This window comes from Ferruginibacter albus, assembly GCF_020042285.1.
Lineage (GTDB): Bacteria > Bacteroidota > Bacteroidia > Chitinophagales > Chitinophagaceae > Ferruginibacter > Ferruginibacter albus.
On the sequence record NZ_CP083388.1, the window covers coordinates 2,330,351 to 2,346,480 of the forward strand.

The 16,130-nt window shown below is 37.4% G+C and carries 14 protein-coding genes; 3 read left to right on the forward strand and 11 right to left on the reverse strand.

The genetic code is table 11. The annotated features are described in order from the left end of the window. Positions 1 to 34 precede the first annotated feature (34 nt). The gene (locus tag K9M53_RS10160) at positions 35 to 1,009 is read left to right on the forward strand and encodes a YpdA family putative bacillithiol disulfide reductase (RefSeq protein ID WP_224014454.1); all 975 of its coding nucleotides are present in this window, start codon (positions 35 to 37) and stop codon (positions 1,007 to 1,009) included. Positions 1,010 to 1,117: 108 nt separating this feature from the next. On the opposite strand, the gene K9M53_RS10165 is transcribed toward K9M53_RS10160, so the two are convergent. The 11 genes from K9M53_RS10165 to K9M53_RS10215 all read right to left on the reverse strand — a co-directional run bounded on the left by K9M53_RS10165 (position 1,118) and on the right by K9M53_RS10215 (position 14,751). Then, a complete protein-coding gene (locus K9M53_RS10165) occupies positions 1,118 to 3,025 on the reverse strand; it encodes a RagB/SusD family nutrient uptake outer membrane protein (RefSeq protein WP_224014456.1) in 1,908 nt (635 codons plus the stop codon). A 102-nt stretch (positions 3,026 to 3,127) separates the two neighbouring features. Then, positions 3,128 to 4,843 carry a hypothetical protein gene (locus K9M53_RS10170; RefSeq protein ID WP_224014458.1) on the reverse strand — a complete coding sequence of 572 codons (1,716 nt, stop codon included), beginning with the start codon at positions 4,841 to 4,843 and terminating at the stop codon, positions 3,128 to 3,130. After that, positions 4,840 to 5,385, reverse strand: coding sequence for an RNA polymerase sigma factor (locus tag K9M53_RS10175; protein WP_224014460.1), 546 nt, complete (start codon positions 5,383 to 5,385; stop codon positions 4,840 to 4,842). The genes K9M53_RS10170 and K9M53_RS10175 overlap by 4 nt, the downstream gene beginning before the upstream one ends. Before the next feature lie 180 nt (positions 5,386 to 5,565). After that, on the reverse strand, positions 5,566 to 6,507 hold the full coding sequence (locus K9M53_RS10180; RefSeq protein WP_224014461.1) for a DNRLRE domain-containing protein: 942 nt from the start codon (positions 6,505 to 6,507) through the stop codon (positions 5,566 to 5,568). 140 nt (positions 6,508 to 6,647) lie between these two features. Further along, positions 6,648 to 9,164 (reverse strand): DNA gyrase/topoisomerase IV subunit A, encoded by a 2,517-nt coding sequence (locus K9M53_RS10185; protein WP_224014463.1) that lies wholly within the window; start codon positions 9,162 to 9,164, stop codon positions 6,648 to 6,650. Between the two features lie 55 nt (positions 9,165 to 9,219). Beyond that, on the reverse strand, positions 9,220 to 10,041 hold the full coding sequence (locus tag K9M53_RS10190; protein WP_224014465.1) for a DUF1835 domain-containing protein: 822 nt from the start codon (positions 10,039 to 10,041) through the stop codon (positions 9,220 to 9,222). 3 nt (positions 10,042 to 10,044) lie between these two features. Next, positions 10,045 to 10,827 carry a class I SAM-dependent methyltransferase gene (locus K9M53_RS10195; protein WP_224014468.1) on the reverse strand — a complete coding sequence of 261 codons (783 nt, stop codon included), beginning with the start codon at positions 10,825 to 10,827 and terminating at the stop codon, positions 10,045 to 10,047. A 24-nt stretch (positions 10,828 to 10,851) separates the two neighbouring features. Then, complete coding sequence (locus K9M53_RS10200; protein WP_224014470.1) at positions 10,852 to 11,220, reverse strand: four helix bundle protein; 369 nt, start codon at positions 11,218 to 11,220, stop codon at positions 10,852 to 10,854. A gap of 30 nt (positions 11,221 to 11,250) precedes the next feature. Further along, positions 11,251 to 13,140 carry a DNA topoisomerase IV subunit B gene (locus K9M53_RS10205; protein ID WP_224014472.1) on the reverse strand — a complete coding sequence of 630 codons (1,890 nt, stop codon included), beginning with the start codon at positions 13,138 to 13,140 and terminating at the stop codon, positions 11,251 to 11,253. Between the two features lie 184 nt (positions 13,141 to 13,324). Continuing rightward, a complete protein-coding gene (locus K9M53_RS10210; RefSeq protein ID WP_224014474.1) occupies positions 13,325 to 13,801 on the reverse strand; it encodes a hypothetical protein in 477 nt (158 codons plus the stop codon). A 392-nt stretch (positions 13,802 to 14,193) separates the two neighbouring features. Then, positions 14,194 to 14,751 carry a dihydrofolate reductase family protein gene (locus K9M53_RS10215; protein WP_224014477.1) on the reverse strand — a complete coding sequence of 186 codons (558 nt, stop codon included), beginning with the start codon at positions 14,749 to 14,751 and terminating at the stop codon, positions 14,194 to 14,196. 66 nt (positions 14,752 to 14,817) lie between these two features. Here K9M53_RS10215 and K9M53_RS10220 point away from each other — a divergent pair, with 66 nt between their 5' ends. Then, positions 14,818 to 15,108 (forward strand): hypothetical protein, encoded by a 291-nt coding sequence (locus tag K9M53_RS10220; RefSeq protein WP_224014479.1) that lies wholly within the window; start codon positions 14,818 to 14,820, stop codon positions 15,106 to 15,108. A 105-nt stretch (positions 15,109 to 15,213) separates the two neighbouring features. Then, positions 15,214 to 16,107, forward strand: a complete 894-nt coding sequence (locus K9M53_RS10225) for an SDR family oxidoreductase (protein WP_224014482.1) — start codon at positions 15,214 to 15,216, stop codon at positions 16,105 to 16,107. The last annotated feature ends 23 nt before the right edge of the window (positions 16,108 to 16,130 follow it).

Genomic DNA, 16,130 nt, shown 5'->3' on the forward strand with positions numbered 1-16,130 from the left:
CTGCTAAGTTGATCCTGATTAATTAAATTTGCTTATGGCAAACAAACAGGCATTGGATATTTTAATTATCGGCGGTGGACCAATAGGTATGGCTTGTGCGCTGGAAGCAAAGAAAAAAGAGCTCTCTTATGTTATTATTGAAAAAGGCTGCCTGGTCAATTCTTTATACAATTACCCTGTTAACATGACCTTCTTTTCTACTTCCGAAAGATTAGAGATAGGAGGTGTGCCTTTTGTGAGCAATAACTCCAAACCAACACGCAACGAGGCTTTGGAATATTATCGCAGGGTTGCTATTGCAGCAGATCTTACTATTCATCTTTTTGAAAAAGTAGAAAAGATAAGTAAAGAACATGATGTTTTTGAGGTAACCACTTCCTTAAAAAAATATTTAGCAAAGAATATTATTATAGCCACCGGTTTTTATGATATACCTTTTTTATTAAACGTGCCGGGAGAAAATTTACCAAAAGTTACTCACTATTATAAAGACCCTCACTTTTATGCGTTTCAAAAAGTGTTGGTAATCGGCGCCAACAACTCTGCTGTGGATGCAGCATTGGAAACATGGCGTAAAGGCGCTGAAGTAACGATGGTTATTCGTAATGAAGAAATTGGTAAACGGGTAAAATACTGGGTGCGCCCTGATATTATAAACCGTATCCAGGAAGGATCCATTAAAGCACATTTCAATTCTACGGTAACGGCTATACGAGAAAAAGAAGTGGATATACAAACACCCGATGGAATTATTACTATTGAAAACGATTGGGTGATTGCAACTACAGGTTACCAGCCTAATCTTAGTTTTTTGGAACGCATCGGCATTGAGTTATCAAACGATCAGGTTCGCAAACCTGTTTACAGCAACGATACTCACGAAACCAATGTTAAAGGAATTTATTTAGCAGGTGTTATTTGCGGGGGTATGGATACACACTCTTTGTTCATCGAGAATTCGAGGGAACATGCAACGAAGATCTTAGAACATATCAGTAAACAGGAATAACTAAAATTCCTGAACAACAAAAGTTATTGGCTGCCCGCGGAATAACTTTACTAAAAAGAAAGATAACAGCAAGCTGGTAAATAAGATTTTTATTCTCACACATTAAAATTAATAACCGGGATTTTGTTTCAAAGAAGGATTAGCGATTAATGTAGCGATATAATAGGGCAGTAATTCATTTTTATTTGAAGTAAAGCCAGCAGCAAAACTATTTAGTAAGGTTGAAAAATCTCCAGTATTGATCCAGTTTACTCTGGATGTATTTGCTGGAGCTGTTGCAGGTGATGGCTGATAAAATGAAGTTGACCATAAGGTAGAATCATCAGCAGTGCTTGATTTATTATAGTACAAAGAAGCAGGTAAATTATCATAAGGTATTTGAAAGCTTTGCATAGCAGTTATTGCAGATCGAGTAGCTTCAATTTTCTGCCCTAACAAATTCCAACGTATCAAATCATATTTACGAATTCCCTCAGCTCCTAATTCCCACGATCGTTCATTTACAATTGCATTAAAAAAACCGTCCTTGTCTGTAGGAGTAATTCCTATCGCCGCAGAATCTGCGCCAAAGCCTCTTTTGCGCACTTCTTCAAAAGCTTTAATTGCTTTGGTTGACGGAGCCCCATTGATTTCATTATCTGCTTCAGCGTACATTAGTAGTACATCCGAAAAACGGATGAGCGGCCAATTCAATCCAAAATATTGAGCTACGTCTGTTGGAGCTATCACAGGATTGCTTATCCAATCTCTTCTGAATTTTCCATCACGCATATTTACAAGCTTTGTCCCTGTTTTATATCCATTAATGTCCACATCATATGGAGCGCAGGTAATATCTCTCCGCTTATCAAACGCATTAAATGAATAAAAATAAGTAGGCATTATTAAAACAAAAGCATCACCATACGTATTTACTTTGGGTCCATTAGTATACCCAAACTTACTGCTATACATTCCGTAAAATAGAGAATCACTCATTCCTACCTGAAAAATAATTTCGCCAAAACCATCATCTACCTTATGCCCACAAATAGTATTCTTCCATACATCTATATAAGATGGATTCAAAGTATGTTCTGTTCTTTTATTCATTAGGTCTTCGCACTCTTGCTTTGCAATTTGATAAAACGGTAAATAATTCACAGGGCGTCGCATTACAGAATCACTTCGCAAAGAATAACCACCCGCAAACAATGCAATTTTTGCACGCAATGCTTTTGCTGCTCCCAATGTAATTCGCTCGTCAACCGGATCACCTAAAGCTGTTACCTGAGACCGCCATGGCAATAAAGTTTCTGCCAATGCCAAATCATTTAATAAGTGACTATATATTGTATCTCTATTTGTATTTTGATTGTACACGTCCAAATTATTATGATAATATTGAACAGACGTTTCCGGCACATCTCCCCAATTACGGATCAATTCAAATAATAGCTGCGCTTTTAAGGTCAATGCTTCTCCATACATTCTTTTTAATTCTGCCTTTTCTGCATTAGCTCCATTTTGATAAATTAACATACGAGGAATAATAGTTATACACAGATTTGCATTTACGATTCCTTTATATAATTGCGAAAATGGTCTTTGCAATTCGTAATTAGAATCACTAACAGTATAACGCGAAATACTACGCCTATCGTTATCATCAACATTTGATAAAGCCATTATAGTTTCATCTGTACTTTGTGTATAGTAAATGCTTAATCGTATTCCATATCCCTCATCTCCTTTTAATGCCGTGTAGGCATTGTCTAAATATGGTCGAACATCGGCAATAGCATTTAATGTGTTAATACCAATATTATAACATACTGCATTTTGTGTAATTTTCACTTTGTTCAATGAATCTCCTAAAATAAAAACATCAGAAGCTGAATCAGGTACTTTACCACAACTCCAATTTGCCGGATTTGCCCACGAGGCAGTATCTGTTACTCCTATCCATATGCAGGTTTGAGAAAAAGAAACGACAGGTATTACAAAAATGTAAAACAACAAAAGCTTTTTAATCATGGAAAGGGTTTTGTTTTAGAACAACGAATATATTACTAAAAACAAAGCTGATGTTTATTCCCATCAGCTTTATAAAAAAATAATAGTAAGCATCCTACACGTCTATTTTTTCTTTCGTCTCCACAATTCATATTTCACAAAAGCGATCAACGTATTGCTTTTCTTTTCAGCCGGGGCTATTGCAAACGGATCGATAAATTTCACATAAGGAGGCAATGCCTGTGCAAACCTGGCTCCGATATAAAACCGCTTCCATTTATACTCTGCCTCTACATGCCATTGAATAAAATCGGTAAAGTAGACAGCGTTCTGTTGATTTTTATCTCGTATGATAGTAAAGCTGATCAAGGAATCGGGCATTCCATATGGTTTTTTAAGAACGGTCTGCTGCGTAATGGCGGAAGAGAAGGCATTATACGTAACACCTGCTCCTACCAATAAATTTTTAACGGGCATATAATCAGCCGATAAATGAAATTGATTGTAGTAGGCTTCCCGAAGTACATAAGTAGTTGCCACCACATTATAAGGCTGATTTATAAGCTGAGAACGATACATGAATTCATTTATCAATTGCGGCGCTGCATACTTAAATTCAAATTGAACGAACCAATTCTTAACAGGGTAATAACGCACAAAGCCTGATGGAATATAATCTACTGCCGACACAGTGCTTTTATTATCCGGGTAAGTGCAATTACAATACAAACCTATACCTTGTTGTAACCCAAGCCCCGCTGTCCACAAAGGATATTTAAGTTGATTGCTGTCTTTCTTTTTTGTTTTATCTGCAAAATTCAGATTGATCATTTTATTTGCAGCCGTATTTATTACAACAATACTATCTTCTGGCAACAAGGTTCTTGACAGGATCAAAGAAGGTGTATCATTTATATTAAATAGATCGGTATTATCAGCTAACCCTTCCTCATCAATACCTATATTAGTTTTTGCTGTTGTTTTACTTTTTATTTTTTTCCTGTAAGAAAGTGGATCTCTTTTTTGGAAGCCAGTCAATTGCTCATCATCGGATGTGCTTACGTTAGCCCCGCTAATAATTTCATCGGTCTCTCCATTACTTACGCTGGAATTTATTTTACCTTTTTTATTGCCTTTACGTATGCTGCTTTTTTGCACGTCCGCTGTTACATCATTATCCCGGATATTATCTATTCCATCAACACTTCCAGGATCCATTTTAGAACCTGCACGTCCCTTTTGCGCTTTCCCTGTCACGATCTTACTTTGTGTTGTACCTGACAAATTCTTTCTTTCCTCATCAGTGATAACACCTGAAACGTTTATGCTATTAATCTTTGAACTGTTTCTTCCCTTTACCGGGCTGATGCTGCTGTTTTGTTTATCCGCAGTTGAAATTTCATTTTTAATGATAGCAGCCTTATCCCCATGCTGAGACAGTACGGCTGAGCTGCTATCATTGTTTTCAGGATTGCTGTTCCCGTTAGTTTTAGTTTTGGCAGCATAATCAAGAACAGGGTTTGGTACGTTATTTTTTTCTGCTGAGCTATTATTTTTTTTGTTAGATGATCCAATAGTTTTTGTAGTATTAAAATCGATAGAATTATTATTTTTTTTAGATAAGAAAAGAAAAGTAGTTCCTCCCAATGTTAATAAACAGAATAAGGTACCTAACAGCCAGCCGTTAAGCCCTCTGAACAATTTAAAAAAGCCGGCGCCTTTGTCGTCTTCCTCGTCCAACAATTTTTTCATTCTTTGCCACGCAAGATTTTTATCAGGTAAAGAAATATTCTTTGCCTGCTCTGCAACCTGCTGCTCATGCTTGTTTAGTTCCTTCATTGCTTTGAATTTTGAAGTAACAAATTTTTTAACCGCCTACGCCCTTCGTTCAGGTGCCATTTGCTGGTGCCTTCGCTTATACCTAATAATTGAGCTATTTCTTTATGTCCATATCCGTCAATAATAAATAAATTGAAAACTGCTTGTGTTGCTTCCGGCAAGTCCCTTATCAAGCCCAATATCTCCTGTTCATTTAGCTTGTTATCTATTTCAGGACTTATATATACTTCTTCTGCTTCCTCTACCTCGTTGTTTACCGGAGTTTTTTGTTTTGTTTTTATATGAGAGAGACAACAGTTCATCACTATTTTATATATCCAGGTGTATAATGAACCCTTTGAAGAATCGAACTGGTGAATATTTTTAAATACCCTTAAAAACCCATCATGCAATACATGCTCAGCATCTGTTTCAGATTTTGTGTAGCGCATGCATAGGTTCATCATGGAATCATAGAAGTACAGGTACAATTGTTCCTGTGCTTTACGGTCATGCTCTTTACAACCGCTGATCATGTAATCGATATGTATGTCTGTAACCAATTATTGCTATTGTATTATCTCCAATTTATTTCTTCTTTTTAGCTACCACACTCTTTTATCTGCTTTCTCACTAGTTAATCAAAAGCCTCCGCTGTTTGAATTGGCGGAGGTTTTGAAGTTAAGTACGATTTAAAATTGTTCTCTCTTCTATAGGGACTCTGTTCTATAGGGCAAAATATTTTATTGATATCTTATAGTTAGTTTTGGACGTCTAGATGCATCACTAAATGTATTTCCTGCAAATGCCCGCTGATTATAATAATGATCGTACACCAATCCTAAGCAAAATCCATAATTATTAGTGGCATTCATATCCTTTACAAGCGTTGTTACATCTACATCTATAGTGGTAGTACCTGTAGTGTATTGAGGTATGATCGCCTGGTCTGTTGCAGTACTGGCAGGTGCATTATTATAAGTTATTGTATATACTGACCAGTCTGATGTTATACGTTGTACAAATAATGAATTATCGGTTCCCGCTTGCGGATCGGTTGTTGCGCCATTTGTTAAAGCTGTAAATTCTGATTGTGTAAGAGAAGAAAGCTCAAGCTGAGCGCTTAATATGGTAGCATTAGCCGGAATTTGACTCCAGTCAAACTTTAAGTATGTTTTACCATGAGTAGGCACACTATTTACCGTCCATGCTGACATATAAAGATAAGATCCTTTGCCAGCCGAATCAGCTGATATAGTTTGATCCGGCAAAAAGCTATAAGTACCTCCAAATCCTAACGGAGCAATCGGCAGCGATAGCGTTTGAATGCCCGCCGATACTACAGCAACAGAAATCGTATCTACTGCTATATCTCCATTACCATTGGTTGCCTGGAATTGAAAAACATACGAACCTTGAATTAATCCGCTGATCAATGATGAGGCAGCTGTATTGCTGGCAATCGTAGCATTGCTTGGACCGGAGATCAGGCTCCATAGATAATGCATATTGGCTGTTTGACCGCTGATCACGGTTCCGGTAAGAGTGATCGTGTCTTTTGGTAATTGAACAATGGCAGTTGAACCTGCATCTACTACAAAAGGAGCCGGGTTGTCTTTCTTACAGCTTGTAAGAACCCCGGTAGTTATAAGCAAAATAATAGCTGATAAACGAATAAGTTTCATAATTATAATTTTAATTGTTTCACGGGTTGTATTATAAGATATCTCTTTTTTTGACGAAAGGTTGGGTCGTAAGAAAAATATTTATAAAAAAACCTCGTAAAAAGTATTACGAGGTTATAAAATTTATTGTTGCGATAGAGTTATTCAAATAACTCCGGCTGTGCATTATCGTTAGCCTTCTTTTCCCACTGCATTTCTACGCTTTTCGAATAATCGGTCAACTTAGCGCCTAGCGCACGCCAGCCCATTATTTCTACTACTTTAGCTACCTTGATCTTAGCGCTGCGTATTTGTTGTCCTCTTCCGCTTTGTACTAACAATACCGGCTCTTCTTCCGTTGTAACCGCTTCCAGGTAGTTCTCCTCTCCTTCTTTAATAAAGAAGAATTTATTGTGGAGTGTAGTTGTTTCTATTTTAAAACGCTTAACGCTGAACTGCACTTTTTCTTTGTCGTAATAAACTGCCGTAACTATTTTTTCCGGTTCAAATTTTTCTATCAGCAACACTTTATCTGCATCGAAGCGCTGTGTTAACTCCTGGTCGGTTATTTCATAATTGCCATCGCTGTAAACAACCAATATTCTTTCTTCTGCTTCAAACTTGCCTAAGAAGATCCCTTTTTCATCTGTATTCAATCTGCCGAACTGGTCATCAAACCAAAGCTTTCTGCCACTTAAAGTAGATTTACCCGCTTCTTTCAGCTTAACTGATTTAATAGGATATTTTGTAACTGTATTGCCAATGCTGCTTCTGCCTTTAATTTCCAATTCACTGAAATTGTATTCCAGTTCTTTTATTCTTGCACTGCAATTCGGACTTAAAACAATCTTTACGATCTCTGCTTCTCCGTTTGGATTTACGGAAAAATAATGCACTTTGCTTTTTGCATCTTCCTTCGTAAGCGGGTATTCCTTATCTCTTGTAATGCCTGTTACATTGAAACGCTTCGCATAGCTGGTTCCTGACTTACCATCTACATAGATCATATTATAGGTAGTACGTTCATCATTTTTCTGAAACACTGCTACGTGGATAATATCTTTACCAATAAAGGTTTTATCGGAAACCTTCACTACTTTCATGATACCGCCTTTTGTAAAGGCGATAATATCATCCAGGTCAGACACATCACCAATAAACTCATCTTTCTTCAAACCTGTTCCAATAAAACCATCTGCCCTGTTCACATAAATTTTTATGTTAGCAATGGCTACTGCTTTGGCTTGTATCGTATCAAATAATTTTATTTCTGTTTTACGCTCACGACCTTTACCGTATTTCTTCAACAGGTTCTCATAATAAGCTACCGCATAATCAACCAGGTTTGCCAGGTCATGTTTTACCTGCTTGATGTCATCTTCCAACGCTTTTATCTGGTCATTCAGTTCATCAATGTCTAACTTATAAATTCTGCGGACAGGCTTTTCTGTTAGCTTAATAATATCTTCCCTGGTTATGTCTCTGCGTAATTGTTTTTTAAAAGGAACAAAAGCTTTGTCAATTGCTTCCAGCACTTTATCCCATGTCTCGTGCTTCTTCTCTAACTCTTTGTATATTTTTTCTTCAAAGAATATTTTTTCCAAAGAAGTATAATGCCATTTTTCCTGCAATTCTGCCAGCTTAATTTCCAATTCTCTTCTCAGCAATTCTTTTGTGTTGTCGGCAGATATTTTCAGCAACTCCTGTACTCCTAAGAACTTTGGCTTATCTTCTACAATCACACAGGCATTAGGGGAAATGCTCACTTCGCAATCTGTAAATGCATACAACGCATCAATGGTAATATCAGGAGAAATGCCTGCAGCCAATTCAATGATTATTTCAACATCGGCGGCAGTATGATCGGTTACTTTTTTGATCTTTATTTTTCCCTGGTCGTTCGCCTTTACAATACTTTCCATCAACTGCGTAGTAGTAACGCCAAAGGGTACACTCTTTATAATAAGCGTTTTTTTATCTACCTCTTCTATAATAGCACGCACACGTATCTTTCCGCCACGCTTACCTTCTGTGTAATTGCTGGCATCCATCGTACCGCCTGTTTGAAAATCAGGCAATATTTCGAAACGCTTGCCACGCAAGTATTTTATAGACGCATCAATTAACTCGCAAAAGTTGTGAGGGAGAATTTTTGTTGCCAAACCAACTGCAATACCTTCTGCACCTTGCGCTAACAACAACGGAAATTTCATTGGCAATGTTACCGGCTCATTCTTTCTTCCATCATAGCTTAACTGCCATTCGGTTGTTTTTGCATTGAAAGCTACTTCCAATGCAAACTTGCTTAATCTTGCTTCTATATAACGGGCAGCGGCTGCATCATCACCTGTTCTTACATCGCCCCAGTTTCCTTGCGTTTCAATCAGCAGATCTTTTTGTCCCATGTTCACCAACGCATCTCCAATGCTTGCATCACCATGTGGATGATACTGCATGGATTGCCCGATGATATTGGCAACTTTATTAAAACGTCCATCATCCATTTCTTTCATGGAATGCAGAATGCGGCGCTGCACCGGCTTTAAGCCATCTTCAATAGCCGGAACCGCACGCTCCAATATTACATAGCTGGCATAATCTAAAAACCAGGTTTTGTATTGCCCGCCAATGCCGGAATCGGTGTGGATGTAATCTTCTTTATCTTTCTTTTGAGCCATAATAATTCACTAATAAATTTTCAATACTCAATATTCAATGTGAGCATTTAATTAATTATACTGCAACAGCCTGCTTACTCTTCACTTCAAACTCTTTCATATTCCCAAGTTTTCCCTGCACATCATAATCACCACTTTCAATTAACGATTTCAATCTCCATAATAAATACATATCGCCGGTTGTATGTTTTGTTTTGCTGATATGCTGATTAATTATTTTGGATGCTTTTTGCCAATCGCCGGTAATTAATCTTTTTAATTCGGCGTCATAAAAATCATAGTCTTCATTTATTAATTTCTTTCCACCTTCTAACAATCGAACTCCTTTGTCTGCATTGCAGATCTTTGTCCATTCATCAGGATCCACTTCAAATTCACTCAACGTAATTTCTCTTGCTAATTTCTTAGCTTTTAAATATTCCTTAGCAGGAATTTCTGACAACCAGTTTGGATAAAAGATATTTCCTTTTTCATTAAAGAAAGGAAGGTTATTCAAATACAAAATAAAAACTCTGCCTTGAAATTCTTTTACATAATACAACAGCCAATAATAACCGCTTACATCATGTTTGTTTTGAGCAGCCCAAATCCAAACTACTTCGTTTTCATCTCTACGTAATCTGCCAACAACTTCTGCTACAGTTTTATAATCATCCACATCGCCATTATCAACACTTGTTTCACCGTCTGTTCCTGCCAACACTGTTTTCCACCAATCCCTGCGGGCTTGTATGCCTTCGCCAATGTATAAATTCTGCAAAGGTCCAACTGCATAATCATCTCTTATTAAAAGAATATCACCGGCAAGTGTTTCATCCAACTCTATCGCTTTCTGCAACACATCCACATCCGGCTCGTTAAATACAATATGAATCATTTTCTATTTTTTCTGAATTAAATAATAAACACAGGTTGTAAAATAATTTCTTATGTAAGGAATAGCACTAATTATTCCCAATTGTTTTCTTGCTTTAACACCAAACTTATACTTATAAATAGGGTTGATAAGATAATGTTGTTTCTCTGCCACATTATAGCCTGTCTCCTTCACGATCCTTTCAAATCGTTCAATGGAAATACCGGTTTCTTTTATTTCCATAAAAGCCGGTTCATCTTGCTTGTATGCTTTTAACAGTTTACTATAAAGCACACCGGGCAATAAGTGTGTGTACGGCACCTTACTTAAAAATTTACTTCCGAATAATTGTTGATGACCTCCAAACGGCATCTGCCAGGGAGGAAACCCAAAAAATATAACGCCTTTTGGATTTAAAAACTCTCCCATCCATGCAATCAACTTTTTTTGGTCGTGTATATGTTCAATAACATCTTTTAATACAATGATATCAAAGCCGCCTCCAAATTCCTGTTGCGCATTTACTTTATAAATATCCTTCGAAAGAAAACTCACTCTACCTGCATTCATTTCATCTGCCATCCATTGCCGTGCATATACCAATCTTGATTCTTCCAACTCTACTCCTACTCCGGTACAGCCTTTATCAATAAAAGCCTTCAGCACACCCGCTTCACCACAGCCAATTTCAAGTACCCGTTGGTTTTCTACTTTTATAAATTGTTCAATAAACGGAATAACATATTCACGGGTGTTCGTCACCTGCATTTCAAAATATCTTCTTTTATCTCCGTGAAATTCGTACACGCTGTAGTAATTAATAATTAAGAATTAGCAATTAATAATTTTTTTCGCTTTTGAAGATTTCAATATTGCGGTAAGTATCTTCAAAATTTCTTCGCCATCTTTAATAAATGAATCAGCTAATTTAGTTTCTAACAAATCACTATCTCTTAATAGTCGTAACCAGTATTTAGTTTCTCTAGCTTCTCTATAAGCAATTTCTAATTTATGTATAAAGTCTCTTTTAGATGAACCTCCAATTGACTCTTCAATATTTGCTCCAATAGATGTTCCACTTCTCAATAACTGCAAGATCAATTCCCTTTCTATTTTATTTTTCTTCAAATGCATATAAAGCTTAACAATGCGTAATGAAAATTGATATGATTTATCTACTACAACATTTTCAGTCTTCATAATTATTAATTTTTAATTATTCTTTATTAATTAATCTGCTTCTACCAAATCAACTTCCACTTTCAAATTATCAATAATAAAATCCTGTCGTGATGGAGTATTCTTACCCATGTAATATTCTAATAACTGTTGAATATGCGTTTCAGGTAAAAGTAGTACCGGTTGTAATCGCATATCATTGCTGATAAAACGTGCAAACTCTTCAGGGCTGATCTCTCCTAAGCCTTTAAAGCGTGTTATCTCCGGTTTGCCGGTGAGTTTTCTAACAGCTGCTTGCTTTTCTGTTTCATCGTAACAATAAATCGTTTCCTGTTTATTACGAACACGGAATAAAGGGGTTTCCAAAATATACACATGTCCGTTCTTTACTAAATCAGGAAAGAACTGTAAAAAGAAGGTCATCAATAACAAACGAATGTGCATTCCATCCACATCCGCATCGGTAGCAAATACAATATTATTATAGCGCAATCCTTCATAACCTTCTTCAATGTTCAACGCATGTTGCAACAGGTTGAACTCTTCGTTCTCGTACACGATCTTTTTAGTAAGTCCGAAAGAGTTCAACGGCTTACCACGTAAGCTAAACACCGCCTGCGTATCCACGCTTCTTGCTTTGGTGATGCTTCCGCTGGCACTATCCCCTTCGGTAATAAAGATGGTGCTTTCTTTTGCTTTTTCTAAAATGATGTTTTTGTCTTTCCCCGTAGGTTCATCATTCAAATGATACTTGCAATCACGCAGTTTTTTATTATGAAGATTTGCTTTCTTCGCTCTTTCGTTCGCCAGCTTTTTAATGCCTGCTAACTCTTTACGCTCCCGTTCGTTTTGTTCAATACGTTTCTTTAATGCATCGGCAGTAGTAGGATTGCGATGTAAAAAATTATCTAATTCTTTTAATAAAAATTCACCGACAAAATTCTTCATGCTTGGTCCGCCTTCATATACATTCAACGAACCCAATTTTGTTTTTGTCTGGCTTTCAAACACCGGCTCCTGCACACGCACACTAACGGCAGCGCATATGCTGCCTCTTATATCTGCTGCATCATAATCTTTCTTAAAAAAATCACGGATGGTTTTTACATACCCTTCTCTAAAAGCTGCTAAATGCGTACCTCCTTGTGTCGTAAACTGACCGTTTACAAAGCTGTAATATTCTTCGCCATACGCATTCTCATGCGTTAATGCCACTTCAATATCCTCGCCTTTTAAATGAATTATGGGGTAACGGATCTCATCTTCGTTGGTTTTGCGTTGCAACAGATCGAGCAACCCGTTCTTGCTTACATAACGCTTACCGTTGAAGTTTATAACCAGTCCTGCATTTAGATAACAGTAATTCCAAAACTGGTTGTCTAAATATTCATGTACAAAATGAAAGTTCTTAAAGATCGTTTCGTCAGGGATGAACGTAACAAAAGTTCCGTTATCTTCTTTAGTAGCCGTTTCTTTATGTTCTTTTGTTAAGTTACCTCTTTCAAACTCAGCAGTTTTTTCTTTACCCTCGCGGTAAGCCGTAACCTTAAAAGAATGACTTAATGCATTTACCGCTTTTGTACCCACACCATTCAAACCAACGCTTTTCTGAAATGCTTTGCTATCGTACTTGGCACCGGTATTAATTTTACTTACAACATCTACTACTTTGCCTAAAGGAATACCGCGACCATAATCACGAACAGTTATTACTTTGCCTTCGATGGTTACATCCACATGCTTGCCATACCCCATGGTATGTTCATCGATACAGTTATCGATCACTTCTTTCAATAACACGTAAATGCCATCATCGGGACTGCTGCCATCGCCGAGCTTACCGATATACATACCGGGGCGTAAACGGATATGCTCTTTCCAATCCAAACTCTTTATTGAGTCTTCCGTATAATCAAAAAGGTCTTTTTCTTTCTCTGCCATAGCCCCTAGCCCCTAAAGGGGGAATATTGTTTTTGTTATTAATATATGTATCGTCAATCTGCGAATTTAGCAGAAACACTGCATTTGAAGCAAAAAGGAATTATCCACAAAAAACAAGAGAATGTTAGAAAATAACAGCATGCAGACTGCTATTGAATCTTGCAGCCTTTGTAAGCCATATACATTAGCGATTAATTTCAACTAATAATACCCAGGCATCCAACACCGCTTTTATAAAAGAAAGTATAATGGCAGCAACGATCCAGTAGATGCCGTTTCGGGTGCATATCATAAAAATACCTCCGATAAAATAAGGAACTACAGCAAGCTGGTTAAAAACGCTATTGAAAATATACTGCCGAAGATGTGTACGGTCTTTTTTTCGAAAGATCTTTCTATCAATTTTTATAACAAATAGCAAGGCGATCGTTGCCATCAATAAAATTTCTATTCCCAATAATGTTATGGGTTGAGGAACTAACGATAATAATGATAAAATCAATATCGTCATTAATAAGGTAAGTGAAAGCATGGCTCTTTCAGGAAGTGCTTCCAGTTCTAATATCTTGGAAAGATTAATGGATACACCTACAAATATTAACCCGGTAAGTGCTGCGGCAGCACCAGCGGTGGCTACGTAAAAATCGCTCCATTCGTGCATATTATTTTATTGAGACGATTAAAGATACAAAGAGAAGGATATGTTATAGTTCACGTTATGTTACTTTTTTTGCTGAAAAAAAGTAACCAAAAAAGCCGCCGACAAACGATGACAGCCCGTTTGTCGGTGGGTTCCCTGATCAAGCTTTAGTACTACTATAAACTGTCCAGTGGTAATTCTATTCTTAGATTTTAAGAGTAGAATTTAAAGACCGTCTTCGACAAGCTCGGACTGACACTCTGATATTTTAAACGATAAAGAATCAAGTCACTATGAAATCGGGATTGAAAAAATGCGAAGCATATTTTTTCAAAGAAGCAAAAGCAGCGCCATTGCAGTTACGCAGCCCCGCCGGCTGTGGAGGCGAAAGTTTTAAGTCATATAATCAGAGACTATATTATCCTCTTATATACTAACAATACCACGCCACTTTTAAAAGCTCTTGTCTCCGCTAATTCCAATTCAATTACTTTATTTACCCCGCTGAACAAAGGTGTGCCCTGCCCGATAATAACAGGATCAACCATAATTCCGTACTCATCGATCAGATCTGCATTGGACAATTGAGTAATGATGCTACCGCTTCCTAAAATGGTTAAGTCTTTGGTAGCAGTTTGTTTTAAGTTTTTTATTTGGGGGATGATGTCACCGCTTATGACAGAAGTATTATTCCAGCTTGCTTCTTTCAATGTATTGGAGAAAACGATCTTTTCTGCTTTGTTGATGGCTGCGGCTACTTCAGGAAATAATTCCGCCGCAATGGGTTGCGACCAAAAGCCTACCATCATTTCATATGTTTTTCTGCCAAATAAAAGAATATGATCTTTTTTTAAGGATTGCTGAGAAAATTGATTTTCTTCTTCACCGTGTACATGCCAGCTGGTATCTTCATTCAATCCTTTAAAGAACCCGTTAAGCGTAGTGAAGGTGAAGGAGCTTAGTTTGCGCATAAGAATATTATTATGAAGCAAAGTTAGGGTTATACAAAGAGTGTAAATGATGGTCAGCAATCAATTATGCGTGCTACAAAATCATTTTGCACTGCTACAGCCAATTACTGTTCTGGTGCAACCATACCTTGCGGTAGTGCAAGCAGAACTTGTACTACCACATGCAAATCTTGCAGCAGTGCAACCGGTAGTTGCGGCACATACGTTACTATTGGCGGCAATACAAACCAGTCTTGCACTACTGCAACAAGAGCTTGCAACAATACAAGCAGAAGTTGCGGCAATGCAAGCAAATGTTGCACTACTACAAGTATAGCTTGCGGCAGTACCACAGGCACTTGCGACAATACTTTTTGACTTTGCAAGCATACCTATCTCCCATTTTTGGCTACAACAAAAGCAGATTCGGCTACATTTATTTTGTATGGCTGATAGAATTTTGTAGTATCAAAAAATAACAACATGAAAATAGCAGTAACAGGCTCTTTAGGACATATCAGCAAACCGCTTACCATCGAACTCATACACAAAGGACATACAGTAACCGTCATCAGCAGCAATCCTCAAAAACAAAAAGACATAGAAGCATTGGGAGCCATAGCCGCCATCGGCAGTATTGAAGACACGGCTTTTCTTACGGCTGCTTTTACCGGCGCAGATGCCGTTTATTGCATGGAACCACCTGTAAATTTCTTTGATCAAAACATTGATATTTTCAATCTTCATAATGCCATAGCCAACAACTATGTAAAAGCAATTGAACAATCCGGTGTAAAACACGTTGTTCATCTTAGCAGCATTGGCGCACATACCGATAAAGGAAATGGCATGCTGGCTTATCATTATTATGTAGAAAAGATCTTTGAACAATTACCAACGGATATTGCAATCACTACCATGCGCCCTGTAGGCTTTTATTATAATTTACTGGCGTTTATCCGGGGCATAAAAACAGAGAATGCCATCATTACCAATTATGGCGATCTAAAAGAGCCCTGGGTTTCACCGATCGACATTGCCGCGGCTATCGCAGAAGAAATTACACAATCATACAACGGTAGAAAAGTACGCTATGTAGCAAGCGATGAGCTTACCTGCAATGCCGTTGCGCAAATTTTAGGTACTGCTATCAGTAAACCTAATTTGCAATGGACTGTTATCCCGGATGAGCAATTGCTAAACAACTGGTTGGCAACAGGAGTAAATGCGACAATTGCCAAAGGTTATGTAGAGATGAACGCGGGCAGAAGAACAGGAGTTTTGTATGAAGATTATTATCGTAACAGACCGGTATTGGGAAAAACTAAGCTGGTTGATTTTGCAAAAGAGTTTGCTGCGGTTTATAATCAACAGTAAGCCATAACAAGATTTATTCAGTT